This is a genomic window from Citrobacter sp. CRE-46, from assembly GCF_059615875.1.
Genome location: NZ_CM184341.1, coordinates 2683371 through 2708315 on the forward strand (window position 1 = coordinate 2683371; position 24945 = coordinate 2708315).

19 protein-coding genes and 1 pseudogene are annotated in these 24945 nt (G+C 52.3%); 8 read left to right on the forward strand and 12 right to left on the reverse strand.

Translation table 11 applies throughout. The features are described from left to right. Positions 1 to 56: 56 nt before the first annotated feature. Together AC534G_RS13010 and pptA are read left to right on the forward strand one after the other, a co-directional pair. Entirely contained in the window at positions 57 to 674 is a 618-nt protein-coding gene (locus AC534G_RS13010; RefSeq protein ID WP_110498047.1) for a glutathione S-transferase family protein, read from the forward strand. Positions 675 to 713: 39 nt separating this feature from the next. Further along, positions 714 to 941: a tautomerase PptA gene (gene pptA, locus AC534G_RS13015; RefSeq protein ID WP_069324916.1), complete on the forward strand. Its 228-nt coding sequence runs from the start codon at positions 714 to 716 to the stop codon at positions 939 to 941. Between the two features lie 38 nt (positions 942 to 979). On the opposite strand, the gene AC534G_RS13020 is transcribed toward pptA, so the two are convergent. After that, entirely contained in the window at positions 980 to 2956 is a 1977-nt protein-coding gene (locus AC534G_RS13020; RefSeq protein WP_110498049.1) for an alkyl/aryl-sulfatase, read from the reverse strand. 213 nt (positions 2957 to 3169) lie between these two features. Beyond that, positions 3170 to 3742 carry a flavin reductase family protein gene (locus tag AC534G_RS13025; RefSeq protein ID WP_110498051.1) on the reverse strand — a complete coding sequence of 191 codons (573 nt, stop codon included), beginning with the start codon at positions 3740 to 3742 and terminating at the stop codon, positions 3170 to 3172. Positions 3743 to 3899: 157 nt separating this feature from the next. Between AC534G_RS13025 and nhoA the strand changes: the two genes are divergently transcribed. Next, on the forward strand, positions 3900 to 4745 hold the full coding sequence (nhoA, locus tag AC534G_RS13030; RefSeq protein WP_038640665.1) for an N-hydroxyarylamine O-acetyltransferase: 846 nt from the start codon (positions 3900 to 3902) through the stop codon (positions 4743 to 4745). A gap of 59 nt (positions 4746 to 4804) precedes the next feature. On the opposite strand, the gene AC534G_RS13035 is transcribed toward nhoA, so the two are convergent. The 7 genes from AC534G_RS13035 to AC534G_RS13065 form a co-directional block, all read right to left on the reverse strand. Then, positions 4805 to 5698, reverse strand: coding sequence for a PhzF family isomerase (locus AC534G_RS13035; protein ID WP_087856594.1), 894 nt, complete (start codon positions 5696 to 5698; stop codon positions 4805 to 4807). Between the two features lie 97 nt (positions 5699 to 5795). Next, positions 5796 to 6476: a respiratory nitrate reductase subunit gamma gene (gene narI / locus AC534G_RS13040; protein WP_038640663.1), complete on the reverse strand. Its 681-nt coding sequence runs from the start codon at positions 6474 to 6476 to the stop codon at positions 5796 to 5798. Continuing rightward, positions 6473 to 7168 carry a nitrate reductase molybdenum cofactor assembly chaperone gene (gene narW, locus AC534G_RS13045; RefSeq protein WP_038640661.1) on the reverse strand — a complete coding sequence of 232 codons (696 nt, stop codon included), beginning with the start codon at positions 7166 to 7168 and terminating at the stop codon, positions 6473 to 6475. The genes narI and narW overlap by 4 nt, the downstream gene beginning before the upstream one ends. Continuing rightward, a complete protein-coding gene (gene narH / locus AC534G_RS13050; RefSeq protein WP_038640659.1) occupies positions 7168 to 8712 on the reverse strand; it encodes a nitrate reductase subunit beta in 1545 nt (514 codons plus the stop codon). Before narH ends, narW begins: the two co-directional genes overlap by 1 nt. Further along, entirely contained in the window at positions 8709 to 12449 is a 3741-nt protein-coding gene (locus tag AC534G_RS13055) for a nitrate reductase subunit alpha (RefSeq protein ID WP_110498053.1), read from the reverse strand. The genes narH and AC534G_RS13055 overlap by 4 nt, the downstream gene beginning before the upstream one ends. A gap of 86 nt (positions 12450 to 12535) precedes the next feature. Beyond that, positions 12536 to 13921: a NarK family nitrate/nitrite MFS transporter gene (locus tag AC534G_RS13060; RefSeq protein ID WP_085048191.1), complete on the reverse strand. Its 1386-nt coding sequence runs from the start codon at positions 13919 to 13921 to the stop codon at positions 12536 to 12538. Positions 13922 to 14131: 210 nt separating this feature from the next. Then, entirely contained in the window at positions 14132 to 14710 is a 579-nt protein-coding gene (locus AC534G_RS13065; protein WP_085048192.1) for a TetR family transcriptional regulator, read from the reverse strand. A gap of 117 nt (positions 14711 to 14827) precedes the next feature. On the opposite strand from AC534G_RS13065, the gene AC534G_RS13070 reads away from it, so the two are divergent. After that, positions 14828 to 16315: an MFS transporter gene (locus AC534G_RS13070; protein ID WP_110498055.1), complete on the forward strand. Its 1488-nt coding sequence runs from the start codon at positions 14828 to 14830 to the stop codon at positions 16313 to 16315. Here the strand turns inward: AC534G_RS13070 and AC534G_RS13075 are convergent, their stop codons facing one another. From AC534G_RS13075 to yddG, 3 genes are all read right to left on the reverse strand, one after another. Next, complete coding sequence (locus AC534G_RS13075) at positions 16316 to 16696, reverse strand: GFA family protein (protein ID WP_087856632.1); 381 nt, start codon at positions 16694 to 16696, stop codon at positions 16316 to 16318. A 143-nt stretch (positions 16697 to 16839) separates the two neighbouring features. Further along, positions 16840 to 17919 carry a porin OmpD gene (gene ompD, locus AC534G_RS13080; RefSeq protein ID WP_038640648.1) on the reverse strand — a complete coding sequence of 360 codons (1080 nt, stop codon included), beginning with the start codon at positions 17917 to 17919 and terminating at the stop codon, positions 16840 to 16842. Positions 17920 to 18379: 460 nt separating this feature from the next. After that, positions 18380 to 19261 (reverse strand): aromatic amino acid efflux DMT transporter YddG, encoded by an 882-nt coding sequence (yddG, locus tag AC534G_RS13085; RefSeq protein ID WP_121529058.1) that lies wholly within the window; start codon positions 19259 to 19261, stop codon positions 18380 to 18382. 286 nt (positions 19262 to 19547) lie between these two features. Here yddG and fdnG point away from each other — a divergent pair, with 286 nt between their 5' ends. From fdnG to AC534G_RS13105, 4 genes and pseudogenes are all read left to right on the forward strand, one after another. Then, entirely contained in the window at positions 19548 to 22595 is a 3048-nt protein-coding gene (gene fdnG, locus AC534G_RS13090; RefSeq protein WP_162620727.1) for a formate dehydrogenase-N subunit alpha, read from the forward strand. A gap of 12 nt (positions 22596 to 22607) precedes the next feature. Next, on the forward strand, positions 22608 to 23492 hold the full coding sequence (fdnH, locus tag AC534G_RS13095) for a formate dehydrogenase N subunit beta (RefSeq protein WP_038640640.1): 885 nt from the start codon (positions 22608 to 22610) through the stop codon (positions 23490 to 23492). Beyond that, on the forward strand, positions 23485 to 24141 hold the full coding sequence (gene fdnI / locus AC534G_RS13100) for a formate dehydrogenase-N subunit gamma (protein ID WP_038640638.1): 657 nt from the start codon (positions 23485 to 23487) through the stop codon (positions 24139 to 24141). The genes fdnH and fdnI overlap by 8 nt, the downstream gene beginning before the upstream one ends. Before the next feature lie 129 nt (positions 24142 to 24270). After that, positions 24271 to 24871 (forward strand): annotated as a pseudogene (locus tag AC534G_RS13105) (inorganic diphosphatase); the annotation flags it as partial. Between the last annotated feature and the right edge of the window lie 74 nt (positions 24872 to 24945).

Genomic DNA, 24945 nt, shown 5'->3' on the forward strand with positions numbered 1-24945 from the left:
GCATAGGTTGTTGAATGCTGCTCTACACTTAGTGTTTTAACGTTGAGGGTTACAGCATGATTAAGGTCTATGGGGTGCCGGGCTGGGGATCGGCCATCAGTGAAGTGATGCTCACACTGGCGGAGATCCCTTACAGTTTTATTAATGTCGACGGTTTTGACAGCGATGGTCCTTCGCGGGAGTTGCTTAAGACAATGAATCCGCTATGCCAGGTGCCCACACTGGTACTGGAAAATGGCGAAGTCATGACGGAAACAGCGGCGATCGCCCTGATGATCCTCGATCGTTGTCCCGAGCTTTCGCCCTCCGTTGGGCGCAGCGAGCGTCAGCAGTTCCAGCGTCTGTTGATATGGCTGGTGGCAAATGTCTATCCCACATTTACCTATGCCGATTATCCTGAACGCTGGGTGCCGGATGCTCCGGCGCAGTTGAAAAAAAATTGTATTGAGTACCGAAAATCTCTCTATATGTGGTTGAATGATCAGCTAAGCGCCGAGCCGTACGCTTTCGGAGAGCAGCTAACCTTGCTGGACGTCTATATTTGTGTGATGCGTAGCTGGGGGCCGGGACATGACTGGTTCCAGGACAACACGCCGAATATTAGCGCTATCGCTGATGCGGTTTGCCAGCACCCACGGCTACGTTCCGTGCTGAAAAACAATAAGATTATTTGAGAAAACACACTTTCTGACCAAAACAATAAGGAACCTGCTATGCCGCACGTTGATATTAAATGTTTTCCCCGCGATCTGAGCGACGAGCAAAAATCCGCGCTGGCGGCGGATATTACCGACGTCATTATTCGTCATTTGCAAAGCAAAGACAGCTCGGTAAGCGTGGCGCTGAATCAAGTTGAGCCAGAGGCGTGGCAGGGCGTGTGGGATGCGGAGATTAAGCCGCAGATGGCAACGTTAATTAAAAAACCTGGCTACAGCATGTGAGATAAAACGGGCGAATTTTCCGCCCGTTTTCAACAGGTTTACGGTGTAACGATGTTAAACCAGAATTCGAACTTATCCATATAGCCGAGCATAGCGTCAAGTTTAGCGCCGTCGCCGGTTATCTTCACATCGCCGCTGTCTTGCGCCTGTTTCAGCGTCACTTCCTTGAGGATGATTTTATTGAGCGTGTCGCGATTCAATGTGATCGTGGCGTCAGCCTCTTTTGCTTCGGCATTGGCGGTATGGTTTAGCACGCCATTTTCCAGTTCAAGCTTATATTTACCACCGTCGCTGCCAAGGTCGATGTTAAACACCGATTTGGCATCACCCGCTTTCTGCCCGTTAATATGTACCGCCAGATAGTCGAAGAACATTTCCGGCGTCATGGCGCGTACGGTATCCGGGCTGGCAGTGTTCGGGGTTGGGCCTTTAACCACACCATTACGCAGCTCTTGCGCGCCGGTCAGGTAAAAGTTGCGCCACGGACCGGATTCAGCCTGGTATCCTAGCTGTTCCAGCGCATCAGCTTCCAGGTTGCGCGCGGCCTGGTTATTGGGATCGGCAAACACCACTTTGCTCACCACCTGGGCCACCCAGCGATAGTTACCCTGGTCATAGTCGGCTTTCGCTTTCTGCAGAATGGCGTCCGCTCCGCCCATATAGTCGACGAATTTCTTCGCCGCTTCTTCCGGCGGCAGTTCATCCAGCGTTGCCGGGTTGCCATCAAACCAGCCGAGATAGAGCACATAGGTCGCTTTCACATCATGACTGACGGAACCATAGTAACCGCGATTAGCCCAGGTATGCGCCAGTGAGTCCGGCAGTTTAAAGTTCGCGGCGATTTCATCGCGGGTCAGACCTTCGTTAGCCATACGCAGCGTCTGGTCGTTGATGTAACGATACAGATCTCGCTGGCTTTTCAGCAGGTTCACGACTTTGTCATTACCCCAGGTTGGCCAGTGGTGCTGCGCCATCAGGATTTCTGCTTTATCTCCCCAGCGTACAATCGCTTCGTTGATGTATTTGGACCATGGCAACGGCTCACGAATTTTGGCCCCGCGCAGGGAGTAGGTGTTGTGCAGGGTGTGGGTGACGTCTTCAGCAGACTCAATCAGTTTCTTCTCTTCGATATACCACAACATTTCTGACGGCGCTTCGGAGCCTGGGGCCAACATGAAGTCATAGGTCAGGCCATCAATGACCTCTTTTTGCCCATCTTTTTCAATTATATGGGTTGGCGCAATCAGGGTGACGGTTCCCGCGGAGGTCGTGGTTCCCAGTCCGGCACCAACCTGACCTTTGGCATCAGGTTTTAGTAGATTGCCGTACATATAGCTCGCGCGACGGCTCATAACGTTGCCGGCCATGATATTCTCAGCAACCGCCGCTTCCATAAAGCCGGCAGGTGCATAAATCTTCACTTTGCCCGCTTTAACGTCGGCTTCATCAACAACGCCGCGCACGCCGCCGTAATGGTCAACGTGGCTGTGCGTATAAATCACCGCGACAACGGGTTTTTGACCGCGGTTTTTAAAGTAAAGATCCATCCCGACTTTGGCCGTTTCTGCTGATACCAGCGGGTCAACAACGGTGACGCCTTCTTTACCTTCAATGATCGTCATGTTGGACAGATCGAGGTTACGGATCTGGTAAACGCCTTCCGTCACTTCAAACAGTCCGCTGATGTTGATCAACTGGGACTGACGCCACAGGCTCGGATTTACCGTATCCGGGGCTTTATCGCCTTCTTTAATGAACGCATATTGTTGCGGATTCCAGATGACATTTCCTTGCTCACCTTTGATCACATCCTGAGGAATTGGGGCGATGAAGCCTTTATGAGCATCGGTAAAGTCGGTGTTATCGGAGAAGGGCAGTTGATTGAAAAGCGCATTGTTCGCTTGTTGCGTGGAAGCGGTTGCGTCCTTTGGCGCTTCAGCGGCAATCAGGGGAGCAGAGGCAGAGGTGAGTAACCCGGCAAGGATAAAACTTTGTGCGATTCTATTCAGTTGCATCGTAAAACCTCTCTGACACTTTATAAGTACAGTTGGGGGATGCTGCTTTGACTGATTGGATTTGGAATAGATATTTGAGTTAGAGCAAGTTTAACTATAATTCACGCAAATGATTCAGCAAGGAAGGACAGCGATTCATCCGACTGGTTTTTCAGAAGTTTTAAGAAGACGGTGAGGGATGAAAAGCATGAGCCGCCATTCGTTTGCAGACAATTATTCACCTGCGGTAATGCGTCTCCCGCTGGAGACAAACGTTCCGGCCCCAAGGTGATGCAGGGTAGTGAGCTTGTCATCATCAAACTGCCATCGTCCTTCCACGAAGGCTCTCTCATCAGCGGCCGCCGAGACCACTTCCCCAAACAGGGGGTCATACTTTTCCTGTGCCGCCGTTGCAGGCAGTAGACGGCATTCCATCCAGGCCAGGCATTTTGCTTCTATCAGCGGTAAACCCAACACCGGTCCTTGCACCACAGGAATGCCGTAGCAGTTGAATTTATCTTCCACGCGACCGGAAACGCTGCCAACGGCCCAGGTCCAGTTGGCGGCGGCAACCCCCGGAATAACGATGCCAAACATGCCGCTGCGTTCAATCAGTTCCCGCGACCAGGCGGTTTTATCAACCACAATTGCGATACGCGGTGGTTCAAACTCAACGGGCATTGACCACGCAGCGGCCATCACATTCCGCCGCTCTGTATGATCGTCCCGACTGGTGATTAAAATGGTAGGGCCGTGATTTAGCAGTCGACTGGCATGTTTCAATTCGAGAGGACGAAAATGGCTCATGGATGCTCCTTGGCTGAGAGATAACACACCACAATTAACTTAGATATTAACGGTATTAGCGATTTTGTCGCCTCGTGAGGAAGAACAACGCACAAAATCGACAGCGTAAAATTAAAAATGCGTTATAAGTACAACATTACACAAACAGGAAGCTGGTATGACGCCTTTTTTAAACGCTTATTTTGCCCGTATTGGCTGGTCAGGTTCGGCCAACGTCAACATTGAAACCCTGCGAGCGCTGCATTTACTGCACAACAGCGCCATTCCTTTTGAAAATCTCGATGTGCTGCTGCCACGCGAAATGCAACTCGACGACGCATCGTTGGAAGAGAAACTGGTGACGGCGCGTCGCGGCGGTTATTGTTTTGAGCAAAATGGGTTATTTGAGCGGGCGCTCCGCGAAATCGGTTTTACCGTTCGCAGTTTACTTGGACGTGTGGTACTGGCGAATCCGTCAAGCCTACCGCCACGCACGCATCGTCTGCTGCTGGTTGAGCTACAGGGAGAGCAGTGGATCGCTGACGTCGGGTTCGGTGGGCAAACGCTGACAGCGCCGATTCGTCTGCAGGCAGATGTTGCACAGCACACACCACACGGAGAGTATCGTCTGATTCAGGAAGGTGAAGACTGGATTTTGCAGTTCCTTCATCACGAACACTGGCAATCAATGTACCGTTTTGACCTAGTTATGCAGCATCAGAGCGATTATCTGATGGGCAACTTCTGGTCGGCGCATTGGCCGCAGTCGCATTTTCGTCACCATCTGCTGATGTGCCGTCATCTGCCGGACGGCGGTAAATTTACGTTAACCAATTTTCATTTTACCCATTATCAGGATGGCCATGCGGTAGAGCAGATTAATCTGCCTGACGTCGCCAGCCTGTACGCCTTATTGCAGGCGCGGTTTGGATTGGGCGTGGATGATGTGAAGCATGGATTTACTGAAGAAGAATTGGCGACGGTAATGGCGGCGTTTGATACGCACCCGGAAGCGGGAAAATAACACCATCGGGAATAGTGCCGGATGCGGCGTAATCGCCATATCCGGCCCACAGGAATAGATTAAAAATCTATCGCCCATTCGGCATGAAACAGGATCACCGCCGAACCGGTAATGGTGACTTTTTCCGGCTGGTTATCACGAATAGCGACCTTCACATCAACTATACCGTCACGACCCAGCGCACGGCCCTGATGCCCCTGAACACGTAACGTTTTGCCATCATGCGCCATCAGTCGGTGGTGAACCAGCCACGCGCCCATCGGCCCGTTGGCATTGCCGGTGACTGGATCTTCCACAATACCAATTGCGGGTGAAAACATGCGTCCATCGGTGGCGTTTTCGCCCTTACGGATTTGAAAAGGGAAGAAACCGTTACAGCCAATTTGTTGGCTGATGGTCGCCAGAGCCTGCAAATCTGGGGCAAGGGCGTCCAGATCTACCTCAGGCTTTAGCGGAATCATCACTTTCGAATGGCCGGTGGTGGCAACCTGGATCGGCAGCCCTGGCAGCATATCGTCTTCGCTCAGATGCAGGGCGTGGATAATTGCAGCGCGAACCGCGCCTTGCAGCGGAGGTTCAAATCCAGGTGTTCCTTGCTCAAGGCTAATGCGATAGTCATTCCCTACAGTTTCAACATCCACCCGATGACGCCCGGCCAGCGAGGTTTGCCAGACAGTCGTGTTGCTCAGACCCAGTACCTTGGCCCGCACGTAGTGCGCGGCGACGGTAGCATGTCCACAGATGGGAACTTCGACCGTCGGCGTGAAATAGCGGATGTGTACATCGCTGTCGTTGCTGGTCAGCAGGAATGCAGTTTCCGAATGACGCAGCTCGCGGGCAATCAGCTGCATCTGCGCTTCGCTCAGTCCGTCAGCATGCAGCACCACGCCCGCTGAATTGCCGCGAAAGGGGACCGAGGTAAAGGCATCGACGTGGTAAACCTGTGGTTTCATTAGCGTTCTCCCTGGAATGGAGAAGCATCATAGCGTACAAAAAGCGGGATAGCGATGCAGACCTGGTGGCGCTTAGGCCACCAGGCATCAGAGGCAATTAGCGGCGCGAGCGCACAATTTGATAGCGGCGGGTGAAGTACTCAAACGGCGCACTCCACACGTGTACCAGACGAGTGAACGGGAACAGTAGGAATATCGTCATGCCTAGCACCAGATGGGCACGGAATATCGGCGCCACGCCATCCAGATGCGCGGATGCGCCCCCCTGGAAAGTCACCACCGACTGCGCCCAACCGACCAGTTTCAGCATTTCACTGCCGTCAGGGTGCTGTGCGGAGAACGGAATAGTGGTTAAGCCGAGAATGCATTGAACCAGCAGAATGCACAGGATCAGAATATCGGCAGTGGATGATGTTGCGCGAATGCGTGGATTAGTCAGGCGCCGCACCAGCAAACCCGCGCCCCCAACCAGCGTTAACACGCCGCAAACACCGCCGAGAATCATTGCCATTTGCTGTTTCACCGCAATCGGCAGGAACCAGGCATACATCCAGTGCGGGGTCAGCATGCCAAACAGGTGACCGAAAAAAATCCCCAGAATGCCGATATGGAACAAGTTTGACCATAACACCATACCGCGTTTGTCCAGCATTTGACTGGAAGAGGCGCGCCAGGTGTATTGCCCGTAGTCGTAACGCAACCAACTGCCGAGGATAAACACCGTGCCGCACAAATACGGGTAGATATCGTAAAAGAAGACGTTCAGATACTGTATCATTTCGGACCTCCCGCGCTGACGTCGACATACTGCGGCGCCACGTCCTGGCTAAAGCGTCGTTGATAGTTTTGTAACGGTGAACTGTCACAAGCGGTGGCGTTATCTTCGATAAATTTCACCTGTTCCTCTTCCCAGACCGCATCCAGGGCCTGACGGGTATCATCACGTGTTTCTGCGCCAACCTGCCTGGTGACACTGTCACTTGAAAGAGGACTACCGGCAAGCAGCAGCAGGGCGTCAAACAACTGATACCACGGCGTATCGCGCTGTTTTAAGCGACCGCCAAGCAGTGCCAGAATGGGGGCGACATTCTGTAAACCTTCTTTGGCCTGGGCCTCCGGCAGCACGCTTAAATACTCCAGATACAACGGTAGATGATCCGGCAGCTCGCGGCAGTTTAGCTGGAGCCCGACCTTTTCGTACTGCGCCAGCAGATCAACCATCGCCTGGCCGCGATCACGCGACTCGGCATGGACATGTTCGAACAACAGCAGTGAGGTGGCGCGCCCCCGATCAAACACCTCGCACCATTCGGCTTGCTTATCCAGTAATGGCGCATTGAGCAGTGCCTGGCTAAATTCGATAAGCATTGGGGCATCGCTGGACACCAGCGCCAGCGCGTCGTCTTTACACTCCCACAGCAGTTCGTCCGGATATTCCATCAGCAGTCCGATAACCTTGAGGATTTGCATTATTCACCCTCCGCTTTATCGCGCACTTCGGTAATGTCGATGGCATCAATACGGCTGCTGTTAAACAGGTTGAACTTGGTATCCGAACCGTGACAGCCGTCGCCAAAGGTGAAACCACAACCGTTTTTCTCCGGGAAAGCGTCGCGCGCCATTTCACGGTGGCTGGTCGGGATCACGAAGCGGTCTTCATAGTTGGCGATAGCCAGATAGCGATACATCTCCTCCACCTGCTCAACGGTCAAACCGACTTCCTCAATGGCGCGGGTATCCGTCACGCCTTCGACGGTTTGTGAGCGCATATAGTGGCGCATCGCCATCATGCGTTTGAGCGCGCGTAGTACCGGGGCGGTATCGCCAGCGCTTAGCATATTGGCGAGGTACTGTACCGGGATACGCAGTGATTCCACCGCCGGTAAAATATTGCCATTGTGCGGCAGGCCACCGGCATCAGCGACCGACTGAATCGGTGACAACGGCGGCACATACCAGACCATCGGCAGGGTGCGATACTCAGGATGTAACGGCAGCGCCAGCTTCCAGTCCATTGCCATTTTGTAGACCGGCGAACGTTGGGCGGCGTCGATAACATTCTGTGGAATGCCTTGTTTTAACGCCTCTTCGATGACCGCCGGATCGTGCGGATTGAGGAACACATCGCACTGACGCTCATACAGGTCGGTCTCATGCTCGGTACTGGCCGCTTCCTCGATGCGGTCGGCGTCGTACAGCAATACACCGAGATAACGGATACGCCCAACGCAGGTTTCTGAACATACCGTCGGCTGGCCGGACTCAATCCGCGGGTAACAGAAAATGCACTTCTCTGACTTACCGCTCTTCCAGTTAAAATAGATTTTCTTGTATGGACAACCGCTGATACACAAACGCCAACCGCGGCATTTGTCCTGGTCGATCAGCACAATGCCGTCTTCCTCACGCTTATAGATGGCACCACTCGGGCAGGTGGCGACACAGCTTGGGTTCAGGCAGTGTTCACAGAGTCGCGGTAAATACATCATGAAGGTGTTTTCGAACTGACCGTACATCTCCTTCTGCATTTTCTCGAAGTTTCGGTCACGGGCGCGTTTTGAGAACTCGCCGCCAAGCAGCTCTTCCCAGTTGGGGCCCCAGATAATCTTGTCCATCCGTTTACCGTCGATCAACGAACGTGGACGCGCAGTCGGCTGGTTTTTGCCTTCCGGTGCGCTATGCAGATGCTGATAATCGTAGGTAAACGGTTCATAGTAATCATCGATTTGCGGGATCACCGGGTTGGCGAATATTTTGGTAATCACCCCCATCTTGCCGCCCAGACGCGGTCTTATCTTGCCGTTGACATCGCGAACCCAGCCGCCTTGCCACTCTTCCTGATCTTCCCAGTTTTTCGGATAACCAATGCCTGGTTTGGTCTCGACGTTGTTAAACCATGCATATTCCATCCCTTCGCGCCCGGTCCAGACGTTTTTACAGGTGACGGAGCAGGTGTGGCAGCCGATACACTTGTCCAGATTAAGAACCATGCCTACCTGTGAGCGTATTTTCATTTTTTCGCCTCCTGTACCTGATCGCGACCTTCATCATCCAGCCAGTTAATATTTTTCATTTTTCTAATCATGATGAACTCATCGCGGTTAGAGCCGACCGTACCGTAATAGTTAAAGCTGTACGCCAACTGCGCATAGCCACCGATCATATGCGTCGGTTTCGGGCAGACGCGGGTGACCGAGTTATGGATCCCGCCACGCATCCCGGTGACTTCTGAGCCGGGAATGTTCATGATTCGTTCCTGAGCGTGATACATCATGGTCATTCCCGGTGGCACGCGCTGACTCACTACCGCACGGGCGGTAAGCGCGCCATTGGCGTTAAAGACTTCGATCCAGTCGTTATCTTCAATACCCAACTCTTTGGCATCGGTCTCGCTGATCCAGACGATGGGGCCGCCGCGCGACAGCGTCAGCATCAGCAGGTTTTCGCTGTAGGTGGAGTGGATCCCCCATTTCTGATGCGGCGTCAGGAAATTGAGCGCTTTTTCCGGGAAACCGTTAGGCGGAACGTCGCGCATTTCGCTAACGCTGCGGGTGTCGATAGGCGGACGGTAGGCCACCAGGCTTTCACCAAATGCACGCATCCACACGTGATCCTGATACAACTGCTGGCGACCGGACAGGGTGCGCCATGGGATCAGCTCGTGGACGTTGGTATAGCCTGCGTTATAGGAGACATGTTCGCTTTCAAGACCGGACCAGGTAGGGCTGGAGATAATTTTGCGCGGCTGCGCCTGAATATCGCGAAAACGGATCTTCTCATCTTCTTTGTTCAACGCCAGATGCGTATGGTCGCGTCCGGTCATGGCGCCCAGCGCTTCCCAGGCTTTGACCGCCACCTGACCGTTGGTTTCCGGCGCCAGGGCGAGGATCACCTCCGACGCATCCAGTGCGGTGTCGATCAGCGGGCGACCTTTCGCCGGACCTTCGCGTTTGGTGTAGTTCAGCTTGCCGAGGAAATCGACCTCGGTCTGGGTATTCCAGGAGATACCTTTGCCACCGTTTCCAAGCTTGTCCATTAGCGGGCCGAGCGAGGTAAAACGTTCGTAGGTGGCAGGGTAGTCACGCTCCACGACGGCGATATTAGGCGCAGTTTTTCCTGGAACAAGATCGCATTCGCCTTTGCGCCAGTCGAGGATGTCAAACGGCTGCGCCAGTTCTGCTGGTGAGTCGTGTTGCAGCGGTTGCAGGACGACATCGGTTTCTTGCCCAAGGTGCCCGACACAGACCTCCGAGAACACTTTGGCGATGCCTTTATAGATTTCCCAGTCGCTCTTCGATTCCCACGCCGGATCGACCGCCGCCGACAGCGGGTGAATAAACGGATGCATATCCGAGGTGTTCATATCATCTTTTTCGTACCAGGTGGCGGTCGGCAGAACGATATCGGAGAACAGACAGGTACTGGACATACGGAAATCGAGCGTGACCAGCAGATCAAGCTTGCCTTCAATCGCCGCAGCCTGCCATTCCACCTCTTCAGGTTTAATGCCCTCGCTTGAACCGAGCGCTTCTCCCTGGATCCCGCTTTCGGTACCCAGCAAATATTTGAGCATGTATTCATGCCCTTTACCGGAGGAGCCGAGCAGGTTAGAGCGCCAGACAAAGAGGTTGCGCGGATGGTTGTGGCCGCTGTCCGGCTGCTCGCAGGCAAAACGGATATCACCCGATTTCAGCGCTTGTGCGGTGTATTCAACAGGAGACAAGCCAGCCTGTTCAGCCTTCGCTTTCACGGTCAATGGGTTGAGGTTAAGCTGCGGGGCGGACGGCAGCCAGCCCATTCTTTCGGCGCGTACGTTAAAGTCGATTAAATGCCCGCTAAATTTCGACGCGTCGGCCAGCGGAGAGAGGAGCTCCTGCGCGGTGAGTTTTTCATAACGCCACTGGCTGGAGTGGTTGTAGAAAAAAGAAGTGCTGTTCATCTGACGCGGCGGGCGGTTCCAGTCCAGCGCAAACGCCAGCGGTAACCAGCCGGTTTGCGGACGCAGTTTCTCCTGACCCACATAGTGCGCCCAGCCACCGCCGCTTTGCCCCACGCAGCCACAGAACACCAGCATGTTAATCATGCCACGGTAGTTCATGTCCATGTGATACCAGTGATTAACGCCAGCCCCGAGGATGATCATCGACCGGCCATGAGTTTTGTGTGCCGTATCGGCAAACTCCCTGGCGATTTGTTCGATATGACGGCGTGGCACACCGGTGATTTGTTCTCCCCAGGCCGGGGTGTAGGCTTTCACTTCGCTGTAATCTTGCGCGCTATGAACGTCATCCAGACCACGATCGAGACCGTAATTCGCCAGTACCAGATCATAAACGCTCACTACCGGGCAACTGCGGCCATCGGCGAGGGTGAGGCGTTTTACCGGAAGCTGACGCACCAGCACCGGCTGTTGTTTTACGCTGCGAAAATGCGGGTTTTCGTTGCCGCCAAAGTAGGGGAATGCTACCCCAGCCACGTCATCATGCTGACCCAGCAACGAGAGGGAAAGTTCTGTTTCTACCCCTGCGGCCAACGACTCGAGGTTCCATTTTCCCGTCTCACCCCAGCGAAAGCCGATGGAGCCGTTCGGCACGACCAGCTCACCGTCGCTGTTAAAGGCCACGGTTTTCCACTCCGGATTATTGCTTTCGCCCAGACCGTCAACAAGGTCTGAAGCGCGCATCATTCTGCCAGGAACGTAGCTGCCGTCTTCACGCGCATCCAGCAGAACCAGCATTGGCATATCGGTATAGCGGCGGCAGTAATTGAGAAAGTAGTCGCTGGGCCTGTCGAGGTGAAATTCTTTTAAAATCACATGGCCCATTGCCATCGCCAGCGCGCTGTCGGTGCCTTGTTTTGGTGCCAGCCACTGGTCGCACAGTTTGGCGACTTCCGAGTAGTCGGGCGTAACGGCAATGGTTTTAGTGCCTTTGTAGCGCACTTCGGTAAAAAAGTGCGCGTCAGGCGTACGGGTCTGTGGGACGTTAGAACCCCAGGCAATAATATAACTGGAGTTATACCAGTCGGCGGATTCAGGAACGTCGGTCTGCTCGCCCCAGGTCATTGGCGACGCAGGCGGTAAGTCGCAATACCAGTCATAAAAGCTCAGGCAGGTGCCGCCAAGAAGGGAAAGATAACGCGTGCCTGCGGCATAGGAGACCATCGACATTGCCGGAATAGGTGAAAATCCGGCCACGCGATCCGGGCCGTAGGTCTTTACCGTCCAGACGTTGGCGGCGGCAATCAACTGATTAAGTTCTTTCCAGCTAGAACGGATAAAACCACCGCGACCGCGTACCTGCTTGTAGCTCTGGCATTTTTGCGGGTCGTTCATAATCGATTCCCAGGCCAGCACCGGGTCGGACTGGCGGGTCAGGGCGTCGCGCCACAGTTCGATCAAACGTTTACGCACTAACGGATATTTCAGGCGGTTGGCGCTGTAAAGATACCAGGAGTAGCTGGCGCCGCGCGGACAGCCGCGGGGTTCATGATTTGGCAGGTCAGGGCGGGTGCGCGGGTAGTCAGTTTGCTGCGTTTCCCAGGTCACCAGTCCGTTTTTGACGTAGATTTTCCAGCTACATGAGCCGGTACAGTTCACGCCGTGGGTAGAGCGCACAATTTTATCGAACTGCCAGCGCTGACGATAACTGTCTTCCCAGTCCCGATTGGTGTGCATCACTTGCCCATGCCCCTCGGCAAACGTATCGCCCTTTTGTTTAAAGTAGCGAAAGCGATCTAACAGTTTACTCATGACATAACTCCTGCTTCGATAATATTGCCGACGATGAATCGCACACCAGGCCTGCCTGAATGTCCGATCCAGCGGTATCCATTTCGTTATTTTTTTTGTGATTTACGGCCATAGACCAGCCAGGTCACCAGCACACAGACGATGTAAAACACCAAAAATATTTTCATAGCCCCCACCGGAGAGCCGGTTAGCGCCAGGGATGAACCAAACGCTTTGGGGATGAAGAAGCCCCCCACTGCGCCAATGGCAGAGATGAATCCAAGCGCGGCGGCGGTGTCGGTTACCGCTTCACGCTGGGCCTGTTCCTCTGTACCACCGCGCAGTTTCACCCGGTAAATCGTGATTTTGCGAAAGATCACCGCAATCATCTGGAAGGTCGACCCGCTTCCCAGACCCGCAGTCAGGAACAGCCCCATAAACACCAGATAGAAGGCGACAAAGTTTCCTTCACCGGACCCCGGCAGAGTAAGAAACAGCAGGGCGCTGAACAGTGCCATAAAGATGAAGTTAATTAACGTGACGCGTACACCGCCAAACTTGTCAGAGATAACGCCGCCCGCCGATCGCGCAAGCGCGCCGATGAAGGGGCCGAAGAACGCCAGTTGCAGAATATCCACGTCAGGAAATTGCGTTTTCGCCAGCATGGCAAAGCCCGCCGAAAAGCCGATAAATGACCCGAAAGTTGCAAGATACAGCAGGCTTAACAGCCACAAGTGAAAACGCTTGAGGACCGGTAACTGGGAAGCAATAGAAGCCTTCGAACTGGCAATATCATTCATTCCCATACCTGCCGCCAGGGTGGCTATTAGCAGAAGTGGAACCCAAATCCATGCGGCATTGGCCAGCGACAATAACGAGCCATCTGCTTGCGGTACGCCCTGGACGCCCAAAAAGGTAAATATGGGCAGAAAAATCACCAGCGGCGCGATCAACTGCATCACGCTGACGCCGAGGTTGCCAAGACCGCCGTTAACGCCCAGCGCGCTGCCTTGCTTTGCTTTGGGGAAGAAAAAACTAATATTGCCCATGCTGGAGGCAAAGTTAGCGCCAGCAAAACCGCACATCAGCGCAATAATAATAAATACTCCAAACGGAGTAGCGGTATTTTGCACGGCAAATCCCAGCCAGACGCAGGGAATAACCAGAATAATCGTGCTAAAAATGGTCCAACGGCGACCGCCAAATATAGGTACCATAAAGGAGTAGGGAACGCGCAATATTGCACCAGAAAGGGAGGGTAATGCCGTTAATAAAAACAGTTGATCGGTGGTGAAATTAAAACCAATTTTATTCAGATTGACGGCTACCGCGCTAAACAGCATCCAGACGCAGAAGGCAAGCAAAAGGCAACTTACTGATATCCAAAGATTTCTACGGGCAATGTGCTTGCCTTTGTTTTCCCAAAAGGCAGGGTTTTCTGGTTTCCAGTCAGTCAAAAGATAACGATTATTTTTCTCATTTGATGATGACATATTATTCTCCATGCACATGCCGTTCATGAAAAAGAAATAAACGCATACAGGCCGCGCGGCTTCTTTTAGAAACTATTGAAAGGTTTTGGGAATATTGACTGAAAGAATAGATAAAAAAGCGCAATAACGCGGGATAAGAGGAGAATTACATGTTGGTTAAGTGTTACTAATTGTAAACTTAAATGATGTATTGTTTGTTTATCTATAACATCAACTAAATAACTCCAGCGTAATCATACGATCCAGGTGGTGCTCGAAAGCGGGATCGGCCATTTCCTCTATGCCCAACACATACATACCATCCAGGCCGCAGACCACTGCGATTAAACGCCATGCGACATCGGCGGCATCTGGGGTGGATAAAAACTCACCGGCTTTCTGTCCCTGAGTGATGATGTTAGCCGTTTCCTCATGCCACATCCGCATGGTCAGCAGATAGGCGCTTTTGATCTCAGGATCTTTATCTGCCAGCACCTGTGCTTCACGCCACAGCCTGATATGGGGTTCGAACCCGCCATCTTCGCTGCCCAGCATGGCATGCAGCCGTTCCCGAAAACTGGCGTTTTCGCTGACCAGTTCAGCATCAAGCAGGGTACGGATCAGGCGCACAAAAGCCTGTGACTTGAGTTCACCGGCAGAGGAAAAGTGATGATGCACCTGACCCGTCGCCACATGGGCTTCCGCCGCTATACGTCGTACGGTCATGGCAGTAAACCCTTCTTCCAGTGCAACGCGCATCGCCGCTTGCAGAATCACTTCCCGACGTTCATCCCGGTTCAGATAGCTCATCATTCCTCCTGTATCTCAATAGCACGCAGTCTAACAAAAAGTTGGACATACGTTCAATTTTCCGTAGGATCGCTAAAGCTGGACATGTGTCCAGTTTCGGTTTCGTTAGGGAGTTTTATGTTTCGTCAGTGGTTAACGTTAGTCATTATTGTACTGGTCTACATCCCTGTTGCGATTGATGCAACGGTGCTGCACGTTGCCGCGCCCACGCTGAGTATGACGCTGGGTGCCAGTGGTAACGAGCTGCTGTGGATTATTGATATTTATTCGCTGGTCATGGCTGGCATGGTGTTGCCAATGGGGGCATTGGGCGATCGCATCGGTTTTAAACGTCTGCTGCTGTTGGGCGGGGGGTTATTTGGCCTGGCATCGCTGGCCGCTGCGTTTGCCCACAGCGCCAGTTGGCTGATTGCCACGCGGGCGGTATTAGCGATCGGGGCGGCGATGATTGTTCCGGCTACGCTCGCGGGTATTCGCGCCACCTTTGCCGAACAGCGTCATCGCAATATGGCGCTCGGCGTCTGGGCCGCTGTCGGTTCCGGCGGCGCGGCGTTTGGGCCATTAGTAGGCGGCATACTGCTGGAGCACTTCTATTGGGGATCCGTGTTCTTAATCAATGTGCCTATTGTTGTGGTGGTAATGGCATTGACGGCTCGTTTCGTGCCACGCCAGGCTGGACGTCGCGATCAATCGTTAAATTTCGGTCATGCGATAATGCTGATTGTCGCTATTCTGCTGCTGGTCTATAGCGCCAAAACCGCACTGAAAGGTCATATGGCGACCACTGCCATCGTGCTGACATTGTTAACCGGAGCGTTGCTGTTGGGGCAGTTTGTCCGTATCCAGCTAGCGGCTACCCGGCCAATGATTGATATGCGGCTGTTCACGCATCGCATTATCTTAAGTGGCGTAGTAATGGCGATGACCGCGATGATTACGCTGGTTGGTTTCGAATTGCTGATGGCTCAGGAGCTCCAGTTTGTGCACGGTTTGACGCCGTATCAGGCCGGTCTGTTTATGCTGCCGGTGATGCTGGCAAGTGGTTTCAGCGGCCCCATTGCCGGCATGTTGGTGTCACGTCTGGGATTACGTTGTGTGGCAACGGCGGGTATGGCGCTTAGCGCCGTCAGTTTTTACGGTCTGGCGATGACGGATTTCAGTACGCAGCAAATACAGGCGTGGATATTGATGGCCTTGCTCGGATTCAGCGCGGCAAGTGCGCTTTTGGCCTCAACTGCGGCAATCATGGCAGCAGCCCCGGCAGAAAAAGCGGCAGCGGCTGGCGCCATTGAGACGATGGCTTATGAACTTGGCGCCGGGCTTGGCATCGCTATCTTTGGCTTACTGTTGAGCCGTAGCTTTTCTGCCTCGATTCTGCCACCTGCCGGACTTAATCCGCAGGAGATAGAGCGCGCCTCATCATCAATGGGCGAAGCGGTGCAACTTGCGCATTCGCTCCCGTCGTCGCTGAGTGAGGCATTGCTGGCGGCTGCCAGAGAAGCCTTTACCTGGTCACATAGCGTGGCCTTAAGCAGCGCTGGCAGTATGCTTATCGTATTAGCGATAGGGATGTGGTTCAGTCTGGCAAAGCTACAGCGTCAATAACTAGTGGGCTAAATGACAGGGGTAATCCATCTCTTCGACTTCTTTTCCACTCAAGCGAGCGTATTGCCCCGTCAGTCTCCAGAATGCAGGTTGAGTTTCCGTATAGATCTCTGCTGCTAACACCAGGCGGCGGCGATCTACCTCGTTAAGTTCCAGTAGCGTCCACGGCACAAAATAGCGTTCGCTACCCGTCAGGGTAAACCACAGCGGGCACCCACAGCCGGAACAGAAGAAACGTTCACCACGATTTGAAGAAGGAAAGTGTGAGGGTTGGGCTGAATCCGGCGACATCTGCGGATGAGCGCTGGCCTCCAGATACATAGCGATGCCACCCGACCATTTCTGACACAACGTACAGTGGCAGGCATAGACATCCAGCATTTCGACGTCAACGGTAAAATGACTCTGTCCGCAAAGACAACGACCAGTGAACGTCTGCACGGCATACTCCTTATGACCGAGACTACATCAAGAGAAAAAGCCAGCCCCGAAAGGACTGGCTTTGTATTCAGACTACAACAAAATTAGAACTGGTAGTTCAGACCAACAGCCACGATGTTGTCAGTGCTTACACCTGCATAGCGGGTGAAGTTGTTGTCATCCAGCAGGTTGATTTTGTAATCAACGAAGGTAGACATGTTTTTGTTGAAGTAGTAGGTAGCACCCAGGTCTACGTATTCAACCAGATCCTGGTCGCCGAAATAACCCAGATCTTTACCTTTGGATTTCAGGTAAGCAACGGACGGACGCAGGCCGAAGTCGAACTGGTACTGAGCAACAGCTTCAAAGTTCTGAGCTTTGTTAGCAATACCGTCGATTTTACCGAACGTAGTCATGTTGCGGGTTTCGGAGTAGGTGGTCGCCAGGTAGATGTTATTCGCATCATATTTCAGACCAGCAGCCCATACTTCCGCATTCTGACCGGATGCGTACAGACCGTTGTTACCGTTACGAACCTGACGGTCGGTACGGTCAGATTTCGCGTAGGTCGCACCAACGCCAAAACCTTCGTACTCATAAGTAGTAGACAGACCGAAACCGTCGCCGTTTGCTTCTACTTCATTGTTACGATCGTTTTTGCCCTGATACTGAGCAGCAAAGTTCAGACCTTCAACCAGACCGAAGAAATCGGTGTTACGGTAGGTTGCAACGCCGGTAGCACGCTGAGTCATGAATACGTCAGTCTGGGTCCAGGTATCGCCACCGAACTCTGGCAGAACGTCGGTCCATGCGCCGATGTCGTAAGCTACGCCGTAGTTACGACCGTAGTCGAAAGAACCGTATTCAGCGAATTTCAGGCCAGCGAATGCCAGACGGGTTTTGTCTGCTTCGGAACCCTGATCTTCAGAACGGTTGCCTTTGAATTCATATTCCCACTGACCAAAACCAACCAGTTGGTCATTGATCTGAGTTTCGCCTTTGAAGCCCAGACGTGCGTAGGTTTTGTCGCCATCGCTGCTGGTGTCATCAGAGAAATAATGCTGAGCGTGAACTTTACCGTAGATATCCAGTTTGTTTGCGTCTTTGTTATATACCTCAGCCGCGTTTACTGCACCTGCCGCCAACAGGCTAGTCACTGCCACTGCAACTAATTTAAGTTTCATTCTAAATAATCCTTATAATTTTTTCTTGGTGTGTTTCCTAAACCATTGCTAAACGAAGGGGTTCGTCAATGGCAAACCATTTTTAAATGACGCAGTGGTATAAGTTCAATAATAAGTTTCATAATATTGCGAAATATTTGAAGTTGTGTGATCCAGATCTACATAATACAGCTGATTGTATTAATCTTAATATGTGACAAATCTGATGAGATATATTTACGCAGGGAACTATTATGGCAGCTATGATTTAAATGGCGTTAGTTTCGCTTGTATAATATATACATGCGGAGGGTTATAGATAAACATGAAATACTTTCACGCGTTAACTAATAATCATATATTTAACATTTAATTAAACAAAAATAAACAAAAAACAAAAGTGCAATGCGCAATAATTATCCATCAGCCTGGCTAAAGTATAGCCGGATTTTATTTATTTGTGATAAAACCCGGTTTTTTTTCAGGCGCGGCGCGTTGCCAACCAGCAAAGTAGCGAGCCAGCGCAAACCATCAGCGCACCTTGCCAGAAAGAAAGTGATAGCGGGGCGCTGAGTAGCACGGCGGCAAGCGCGGAGGACAGTACGGGAGTAAAATAAGAACCCACCGCCATAATGGTGACATTACCGTGCAAAATACCAATATTCCACGCAGCATAGGCAAATCCTAACGTTAATGCTGCAGTGAACATTTTAATCGTCACCGGAGTGCTGAAAACCATTTCCGGCTGAGGGGTGACAAAATAGTAAACCCACAGACTTGCGGCTGTCAGTAAGACGAACACCGTGATGCCGTTAAAGCCTTTTGCATATTTATTGGTCACTGTGCAATATGTGGCCCAGATAAAAGCCCCCAGAAAGGCGAGAAAATAACTGAGCGGACTACTGGCAACATTGCTGATAATTTCGCCAGGATTGAGGCCATTTTCACCACCTAATACCCAACAAACACCGGTCAATGCGATAATTAATCCAGGAATGACCAGCCAGGTTGATTTTTGACCATTAAATAATATGGCGAACAATATCGTCAGGCTTGGCCAGAGATAATTTACCATCCCGACTTCAATAGCCTGATGACGGGTAGCGGCATAACCCAGGGCCAGTGCTAAACAAATTTCATAGCTAACAAAAAGCACGCTACCGGCGATTAAATAGCGAACAGGAATTTTTCTGATATTTGGAAATCCGACAGTAAATATGAGCAACAGGCCGCTTAATGAAAAAATCATCGCTGCGCCGCCAGCAGGTCCCAGTCCCTCACTTACTCCCCGAATAAGCCCAACCATCGTGCTCCAGAGTACGATGGCAATCAGACCAATTAACGTTGCTTTTTGTTTTGTCATTCTGTTTCTCTGTCCATACCACTGGCAAAAAATAAGCTGAAATTTATAGCACTTTTACACCGTAGCACGCTAATTAATTACCTTTTGCATACCTCCTTATGGGTACAAGGGTTAAACAAAGTGCACTATTTAGTAGCGGAACCGTTTCGTTTTTGATTTGACGCAAAAAAAATATGGATATAGCTGATAGTTTCGTCGCGAAGTTGTACATGTCATCTTTCAGGCTGCCTCGATTACGCACTTTGAGAGATTTCTTGTACGAATCCCTGCAAAAAAGAGGAAAGCAATGGACGTCAGCCGCAGACAATTTTTTAAAATCTGCGCGGGCGGTATGGCGGGAACAACAGTAGCCGCTCTGGGTTTTGCACCCAAAATGGCACTGGCTCAGGCGCGAAACTATAAGTTATTACGCGCCAAAGAGATCCGAAACACCTGCACATACTGTTCCGTAGGTTGCGGGCTATTAATGTATAGCCTGGGTGATGGAGCAAAAAACGCCAAAGAGTCGATTTACCATATTGAAGGGGATCCGGATCATCCGGTGAGCCGGGGGGCATTATGTCCTAAGGGCGCAGGATTACTGGATTACGTACACAGTGAAAACCGTCTGCGTTACCCGGAATATCGCGCTCCTGGCTCCGACAAATGGCAGCGTATCAGCTGGGATGAAGCTTTCTCCCGCATCGCGAAGCTGATGAAAACTGACCGTGACGCCAACTTTATTGAGAAAAATGAGCAGGGCGTAACGGTTAACCGCTGGCTTTCAACCGGGATGCTGTGCGCATCTGCAGCAAGTAATGAAACCGGCATGCTGACGCAAAAATTTGTGCGCTCACTCGGCATGCTGGCAGTAGACAACCAGGCGCGCGTCTGACACGGACCAACGGTAGCAAGTCTTGCTCCAACATTTGGTCGCGGTGCGATGACCAACCACTGGGTTGATATTAAAAATGCTAACGTCGTGATGGTGATGGGCGGTAACGCCGCTGAAGCACATCCGGTGGGATTCCGCTGGGCGATGGAAGCTAAAAACAACAATGACGCCACGCTGATTGTTGTTGACCCACGTTTTACACGTACAGCCTCGGTGGCGGATATTTACGCACCGATTCGTTCCGGCACGGACATTACGTTCCTGTCCGGCGTTTTGCTGTACCTGATTGAAAATAACAAAATCAACGCTGAATACGTTAAGCATTACACCAACGCCAGCCTGCTGGTGCGGGATGATTTTGCTTTCGAAGAGGGTCTGTTCAGCGGGTATGACGCGAATAAACGTCAGTACGATAAATCGTCCTGGAACTATCAGTTCGATGAAAACGGCTACGCCAAACGCGATGAAACATTAAGCCATCCGCGCTGCGTGTGGAACCTGCTGAAACAGCATGTATCCCGTTACACGCCAGATGTGGTGGAAAATATCTGCGGTACGCCAAAAGAAGACTTCCTGAAAGTCTGCGAAGTGCTGGCTTCCACCAGCGCAGCCGATCGTACAACCACGTTCCTGTATGCGCTGGGCTGGACGCAGCATACCGTCGGGGCGCAAAACATCCGCACCATGGCGATGATCCAGTTGCTGCTCGGCAACATGGGGATGGCCGGCGGCGGTGTCAACGCCTTGCGCGGTCACTCCAACATTCAGGGGTTAACCGACTTAGGACTGCTCTCTACCAGTCTGCCGGGCTACCTGACGCTACCGTCAGAAAAACAGACAGATCTGCAAACCTATCTGGCCGCGAACACGCCAAAAGCGACGTTGGCCGATCAGGTTAACTACTGGGGCAACTATCCGAAGTTTTTCGTTAGCCTGATGAAATCTTTCTACGGCAATGCGGCGCAGAAAGAGAATGACTGGGGCTTTGAGTGGCTGCCGAAGTGGGATCAGTCCTACGACGTGATCAAATACTTCAACATGATGGACAGCGGAAAAGTCACCGGTTACATCTGTCAGGGCTTTAACCCGGTTGCGTCCTTCCCGGACAAAAACAAAGTGGTGCAGTCCCTGAGCAAACTGAAGTATCTGGTCGTTATCGATCCGCTGGTGACAGAAACTTCAACGTTCTGGCAAAACCACGGCGAATCAAACGACGTTGATCCGGCATCTATCCAGACCGAAGTCTTCCGTTTGCCGTCAACCTGCTTTGCGGAAGAGGACGGTTCAATTGCCAACTCCGGTCGCTGGTTGCAGTGGCACTGGAAAGGTCAGGACGCGCCGGGCGAAGCCCGTAACGACGGCGAAATTCTGGCCGGTATATACCACCGTCTGCGCGATATGTATCGCACCGAGGGCGGTAAAGCCGCAGAACCTGTACTGAAAATGAGCTGGAACTATAAGCAGCCGGACGAACCGCATTCAGAAGAAGTGGCGAAAGAGAACAACGGCTATGCGCTGGAAGATCTCTATGATGCCAACGGTGTGCTGATTGCGAAGAAAGGCCAGTTGCTCAATAGCTTTGCGCTTCTGCGTGATGATGGCACAACCTCATCTTCCTGCTGGATTTATACCGGTAGCTGGACCGAGCAGGGCAACCAGATGGCCAACCGCGATAACGCCGACCCGTCAGGGCTGGGTAATACGCTGGGTTGGGCATGGGCATGGCCACTGAACCGTCGCGTTCTGTATAACCGCGCGTCGGCGGATCCGCAGGGTAAACCGTGGGATCCAAAACGCATGCTGATCCAGTGGAACGGTACGAAGTGGACGGGGAACGACATCCCGGACTTCAATACAGCGGCGCCTGGCAGCGGCACCAATCCGTTTATCATGCAGCCGGAAGGTCTGGGTCGTCTGTTCGCCATTGATAAGATGGCGGAAGGGCCGTTCCCGGAACACTACGAGCCAATGGAAACGCCGCTGGGTACCAACCCGCTGCACCCGAACGTAATCTCCAACCCGGCAGCCCGTCTGTACGAGGCGGATAAGCTACGCATGGGAACCAAACAGGACTTCCCGTACGTTGGGACGACTTATCGTCTGACCGAACACTTCCATACCTGGACCAAGCACGCATTGCTGAATGCGATTGCTCAACCAGAACAGTTTGTGGAAATCAGCGAAACGCTGGCGGCAGCGAAAGGTATCAATAACGGCGATCGCGTGAAAGTCAGCAGCAAGCGTGGATTTATTCGCGCAGTTGCGGTGGTTACGCGTCGTCTGCGTACCCTGAACGTCAATGGTCAGCAGGTCGAAACGGTTGGGATCCCGATCCACTGGGGCTTTGAAGGAGTCGCGCGTAAAGGCTATATCGCCAACACCCTGACGCCGAATGTCGGTGATGCAAACTCGCAAACGCCGGAATACAAAGCGTTTTTAGTAAACATCGAGAAGGCGTAAGGGGGCGAATATATGTCTATGGAAACGCAGGACATCATCAAACGGTCCGCAACAAACTCCATCACGCCGCCGCCTCAGGCCCGTGATTACAAAGCAGAGGTCGCGAAACTGATCGATGTGTCCACCTGTATAGGCTGTAAGGCCTGCCAGGTGGCATGTTCAGAGTGGAACGATATCCGCGATGAAGTCGGTCATTGCGTCGGGGTGTATGACAACCCCGCCGATCTCAGCGCCAAATCCTGGACGGTGATGCGATTTAGCGAAACCGAACAGAACGGCAAGCTTGAGTGGCTAATTCGTAAAGACGGCTGTATGCACTGTGAAGATCCGGGCTGCCTGAAAGCGTGCCCGTCTGCCGGGGCGATTATTCAGTACGCCAACGGGATTGTCGATTTCCAGTCAGAGCACTGCATTGGCTGCGGCTACTGTATTGCCGGGTGTCCATTTAATATTCCGCGCCTCAATAAAGAGGATAACCGCGTGTATAAATGTACGCTGTGTGTGGACCGCGTCAGCGTCGGGCAGGAGCCTGCCTGCGTCAAGACCTGTCCAACAGGGGCAATACATTTCGGCACCAAGCAGGAAATGCTGGAAATGGGCGAACAGCGGGTGGCCAAACTGAAAGCTCGCGGTTTCGAACACGCCGGACTCTACAACCCGGAAGGTGTGGGGGGGACGCATGTGATGTACGTTCTGCATCATGCCAACCAGCCGGAGCTGTACCACGGCCTGCCGAAAGATCCGCAGATTGATACCTCTATCAATCTGTGGAAAGGGGCGCTGAAACCGCTGGCCGCAGCCGGATTTATCGCCACCTTCGCCGGACTTATTTACCACTACGTTGGTATTGGTCCGAATAAGGAAGTGGACGACGACGAGGAGGATCATCATGAGTAAGTCGAAAATGATTGTGCGCACGAAGTTTATCGACCGCGCCTGTCACTGGACGGTGGTGATCTGCTTCTTCCTGGTGGCGCTGTCGGGGATTTCATTTTTCTTCCCGACTCTGCAATGGCTGACGCAGACTTTCGGTACGCCGCAGATGGGGCGTATTTTGCACCCGTTCTTCGGGCTGCTGATCTTCGTGGCGTTAATGTTCATGTTTGTACGCTTTGTTCACCACAACATCCCGGATAAAAAAGATATTCCGTGGCTGAAAAACATTGTGGAAGTGCTGAAAGGCAATGAACATAAAGTGGCGGATGTGGGCAAGTACAACGCCGGACAGAAAATGATGTTCTGGTCGATCATGAGCATGATTTTCGTGCTGCTGATTACCGGCATTATTATCTGGCGTCCGTACTTTGCGCAGTTCTTCCCGATGCAGGTCGTGCGTTATAGCCTGCTGATCCATGCGGCGGCAGGCATTATTCTGATGCACGCCATCCTCATCCATATGTATATGGCATTCTGGGTGAAAGGCTCTATTAAAGGCATGATCGAAGGGAAAGTGAGCCGTCGCTGGGCGAAGAAACATCACCCGCGCTGGTATCGCGAAGTCGAAAGACAAGAAGCGAAAAAAGAGAGCGAGGAAGGGGTTAACTAATCCCTGACGTTACCTCCACGTAATGGCGCTACATCGGTAGTGCCATTTTTTTGCCAAAAAAACGTCATGTTTCTGTCATCTGCTCAACGTAAGGTGTTGTCTTTTCAATAATAGAAGAGTTAAAAGACAATGCATCTGGTAAAAAAATTACTCGCAGTCAGCGTGTTTCTTTGTGCGTCCGCTCAGGCGCAGAACATCCTCGAATTTCCTCAGCCGGAAAATAACCCGGAAGAGTTTTATGCCGTAACTGAAATCCCGGCAGGTGGAATGATTAAATATGAAACCGACGCCAAAACCGGTTTTATCGTTGCCGATCGCTTCCAGTCAATGCCGGTTGCCTATCCCGCCAACTACGGCTCGTTGACTCAATCTTTAGCCGGTGACGGCGACCCGCTGGACGTCATTTTTTATACCCGTGCGCCACTGGCCCCAGGAACATTGATTAAGCTGCGCGCGATTGGCGTGCTGAAGATGATCGACGGCGGAGAAAAGGACGACAAAATTGTCGCCGTTCCGGCCAGTAAAATTGACCCGACTTATGATGACATCAAAGAGTTGAGCGATCTGCCCAAGATTGAAGTGCAACGCCTGGAATCTTTCTTCCGCGTGTACAAAGATCTGCCGGAAGGGCGCAAAAAGGTAGAATTAAACGGTTTCAACGACGCCGCTACGGCAAAGCAAGAGATCAAACAGGCCTGGGATGCCTGGAAAGAGAAAAAACCGCAGTAATACATGGCATGCCGGATGACGGGCCTACAGGCGCATTTTGCTGATGTAGGCCGGATAAGCTTGCGCCATCCGGCA

What these genes read in the sequence shown, in the direction of transcription:
- AC534G_RS13065 (WP_085048192.1), bottom strand. Translation starts at nt 14,710, where the DNA reads ATGAGCTATCTGAACCGGGATGAACGTCGGGAAGTGATTCTGCAAGCG.
- fdnI (WP_038640638.1), top strand. Translation starts at nt 23,485, where the DNA reads ATGAGTAAGTCGAAAATGATTGTGCGCACGAAGTTTATCGACCGCGCC.
- nhoA (WP_038640665.1), top strand. Translation starts at nt 3,900, where the DNA reads ATGACGCCTTTTTTAAACGCTTATTTTGCCCGTATTGGCTGGTCAGGT.
- pptA (WP_069324916.1), top strand. Translation starts at nt 714, where the DNA reads ATGCCGCACGTTGATATTAAATGTTTTCCCCGCGATCTGAGCGACGAG.
- AC534G_RS13055 (WP_110498053.1), bottom strand. Translation starts at nt 12,449, where the DNA reads ATGAGTAAACTGTTAGATCGCTTTCGCTACTTTAAACAAAAGGGCGAT.
- narI (WP_038640663.1), bottom strand. Translation starts at nt 6,476, where the DNA reads ATGATACAGTATCTGAACGTCTTCTTTTACGATATCTACCCGTATTTG.
- yddG (WP_121529058.1), bottom strand. Translation starts at nt 19,261, where the DNA reads ATGACAAAACAAAAAGCAACGTTAATTGGTCTGATTGCCATCGTACTC.
- AC534G_RS13035 (WP_087856594.1), bottom strand. Translation starts at nt 5,698, where the DNA reads ATGAAACCACAGGTTTACCACGTCGATGCCTTTACCTCGGTCCCCTTT.
- AC534G_RS13020 (WP_110498049.1), bottom strand. Translation starts at nt 2,956, where the DNA reads ATGCAACTGAATAGAATCGCACAAAGTTTTATCCTTGCCGGGTTACTC.
- narW (WP_038640661.1), bottom strand. Translation starts at nt 7,168, where the DNA reads ATGCAAATCCTCAAGGTTATCGGACTGCTGATGGAATATCCGGACGAA.
- AC534G_RS13060 (WP_085048191.1), bottom strand. Translation starts at nt 13,921, where the DNA reads ATGTCATCATCAAATGAGAAAAATAATCGTTATCTTTTGACTGACTGG.
- AC534G_RS13075 (WP_087856632.1), bottom strand. Translation starts at nt 16,696, where the DNA reads ATGCTGGATGTCTATGCCTGCCACTGTACGTTGTGTCAGAAATGGTCG.
- narH (WP_038640659.1), bottom strand. Translation starts at nt 8,712, where the DNA reads ATGAAAATACGCTCACAGGTAGGCATGGTTCTTAATCTGGACAAGTGT.
- fdnH (WP_038640640.1), top strand. Translation starts at nt 22,608, where the DNA reads ATGTCTATGGAAACGCAGGACATCATCAAACGGTCCGCAACAAACTCC.
- AC534G_RS13025 (WP_110498051.1), bottom strand. Translation starts at nt 3,742, where the DNA reads ATGAGCCATTTTCGTCCTCTCGAATTGAAACATGCCAGTCGACTGCTA.
- AC534G_RS13010 (WP_110498047.1), top strand. Translation starts at nt 57, where the DNA reads ATGATTAAGGTCTATGGGGTGCCGGGCTGGGGATCGGCCATCAGTGAA.
- ompD (WP_038640648.1), bottom strand. Translation starts at nt 17,919, where the DNA reads ATGAAACTTAAATTAGTTGCAGTGGCAGTGACTAGCCTGTTGGCGGCA.
- AC534G_RS13070 (WP_110498055.1), top strand. Translation starts at nt 14,828, where the DNA reads ATGTTTCGTCAGTGGTTAACGTTAGTCATTATTGTACTGGTCTACATC.